This is a genomic window from Enterobacter sp. PGRG2, from assembly GCF_030291195.1.
In the GTDB taxonomy this organism is placed as follows: domain Bacteria; phylum Pseudomonadota; class Gammaproteobacteria; order Enterobacterales; family Enterobacteriaceae; genus Enterobacter_D.
The window spans coordinates 406,355-408,986 of sequence record NZ_CP127837.1 but is presented as its reverse complement, the minus strand read 5'-3'; the positions used below and the strand labels follow the sequence as shown (position 1 = coordinate 408,986).

The following is a 2,632-nucleotide window of genomic DNA, read 5'->3' as shown; positions in this document are numbered from 1 at the left end:
CCCTTGTGGTGCGCCATCCGCTATCGGGAAACCCAATTACCATCACAGTATAAATACCGGGCGTCAGCCCGGAATAACACTCAACCTCTGTATCTGCATGCTTTCGTCGAGGATAGTATGGCTAAAATATTAACCACCAACCGGTCTGAATATTACAAGATCAGTAGCTTTATCTTTCTTTATTTCTTTACCTGGTCGGCCAGTATTGGTCTGCTGGCCATCTGGCTCGGACAAAAAGCGAATTTAAGCGGCACCGTTATTGGTACTGTGTTCGCGGTAAACGGCATATTTTCGGTGATCTTAAAACCGATTTACGGCTACATTCTCGATAAAATCGGCATGAGTAAATATCTGCTCTATTTTGTCGTGGCGATGTCGGCATTAATGGCGCCGTTCTTTATTTATGTCTATCAGCCGCTGTTAATGTCCAACACCATGCTGGGCATTATTGTCGGGGCGATCTATTTAAGCTTTGCCTGGTATGCCGGCGTGGCGGCCTGCGAGTCCTATACCGATCGCTACAGCCGCCTGAACGGTATGGAGTTCGGCCAGATCCGCATGTGGGGATCGCTGGGCTGGGCGGTGGCGTCATCTTTCTCCGGCCTGCTGTTTAACCTCTCGCCCGCGTATAACTTTATGCTCGGCAGCGTGGCTTCCATCGTGATGCTGGTGGTGCTGTTCAGCCTGAAAGTGGATACCCGCACGGCACACGCCAGTGAAGTGCTGACCAAAGAAAAAATCGCCCCGGCTGACGTCTATGCACTGCTGAAAAGCCGCAAATTCTGGGCCTTCTGCCTGTACGTGGCGGGCGTGGCCTGGATGATGTTTATCGCCGAGCAGCAGTTCTCCCGTTATTTCGTCACCTTCTTTGATGATGTGCACCAGGGCAACGCCATCTTTGGTTATCTGGGGACCGTGCAGTCCGGCATGGAATTCATCATGTATATGGTGATCCCGCTGTTTGTGAATTATGTCGGCGCGAAGAAAGTCTTATTGATCGTCGGATTGCTGGTGGGCGCACGGCTGATTATTTCCGGCGTCTGCGACTCGCATCTGCTTATTTCCGTGCTTAAACCGCTTTATGGCCTGGAAATCTGTCTGCTGCTGGTGTCGGTATTTAAATATATCGCCGAGCATTTCGATAAACGCGTTAACGCCACTATGTATCTGCTGGGTTATCAGGCGATGCTGTATGTCGGAAATGTGGTGGTGTCGTCTCCGGCCGGGCTGATGTACGACCGTATCGGCTTCGAGCAGACCTATATCATCATGGGTTCCATTGCCCTGTTCTTTACCCTTGTGTCTGCTTTCACGCTGTCCGCCTGCCAGAGCAAAATGCGCCCGAACGCACCGCTGGATGTGGCCGGAAATAACGCCTCACGTTAATCCCTGAAGCGGGATGATGTTATCCCGCGGTAGTCAGTCAAAAGGAACCGAAATATGTTAAATAATATCGTTGAAGAACCGTTACGTGCATTCCCGGAGACGCTGGATCGCCATGCGTTTAGCGACGAGATGGCTTCCGCCCGTAACCATGTTCTGACGCTGATCCGCCGTCATTTAACCGAGTTCGGTGATAAATTTCCCGCAGAAGCGGCGGTGGACGGGCGCTATCCGCTGACGGAAAACGTTGAATGGACCACCAGCTTCTGGACCGGGCAGCTGTGGCTGGCATGGGAAATGAGCGGCGACGCGGTTTTCCGTGAGCTGGCGGAAAAGCACGTCCGCTCGTTCGGCGCACGTATTGCCGGTCGCCACGATACCAATACCCACGATCTTGGCTTTCTCTACACGCTCTCCTGCGTGGCGGCATGGCGGCTGACGGGTAACCGCGATGCGCGCGGTTTCTCGCTGCTGGCGGCGGAAGCGCTGCTGGAGCGTTTTCACGTCCGGGCGAAAATTATTCAGGCGTGGGGCGATCTGAAAGATCCGGCACAGGCCGGGCGCATGATCATCGACTGCACTATGAACCTGCCGCTGCTCTACTGGGCGACGGAGCAGACCGGCGATCCGCGCTTTGCCGACGCCGCGAAAGCGCACGTTCAGCAGTCGGCGACTTACCTGATCCGCCCCGATGCCTCCACCTACCACACCTACTATATGGATGTGGAAACCGGCGCGCCGCGCTACGGTAATACTCAGCAGGGCTAYGCCGAYGAYTCCTGCTGGTCGCGGGGGCAGGCGTGGGGGATTTACGGTTTCCTGCTCAGCTACATCTATACCGGCGATCGCGACATGATCGCGCTTTCCAAACGGCTGGCGAACTATTTCCTCAACCGTCTGCCGGAAGATTATGTCTGTCACTGGGATCTGGCGCTGCTTGGCACCGATGCGCTGCGGGATTCGTCGTCTGCGGCCATTGCCGTGTGCGGATTGCTGGAACTGGTGAAGCACCTGCCGGTGACCGATCCGGATCGCGCACGCTATCAGCAGTGGGCGGAAGGGATCATGTCATCGCTGACGAAGCATTATCTGGCGGGCAGCGACGAGGCGTGCAACGGTCTGCTGAAACACTCCGTCTATCATCTTGCCAGCAATAAAGGCGTGGATGAGTGCAGCAGCTGGGGAGATTATTTCTACGTGGAAGCGTTGATGCGCGTGACGCAAAGCTGGAAGCTGTACTGGTGATTTG

General features: G+C 54.9%; 2 protein-coding genes. Both read left to right on the top strand.

What is annotated here, in order from left to right; translation table 11 throughout:
• Positions 1-117: 117 nt before the first annotated feature.
• Positions 118-1,386, top strand: a complete 1,269-nt coding sequence (locus QRD42_RS01735) for an oligosaccharide MFS transporter (RefSeq protein ID WP_321988061.1) — start codon at positions 118-120, stop codon at positions 1,384-1,386.
• A gap of 54 nt (positions 1,387-1,440) precedes the next feature.
• On the top strand, positions 1,441-2,628 hold the full coding sequence (locus QRD42_RS01730; RefSeq protein ID WP_318363467.1) for a glycoside hydrolase family 88 protein: 1,188 nt from the start codon (positions 1,441-1,443) through the stop codon (positions 2,626-2,628).
• Positions 2,629-2,632 lie beyond the last annotated feature (4 nt).

Bases quoted from the DNA above. Each gene is read 5' to 3' on its own strand.
- QRD42_RS01735 (WP_321988061.1), top strand. From the start codon at position 118: ATGGCTAAAATATTAACCACCAACCGGTCTGAATATTACAAGATCAGT.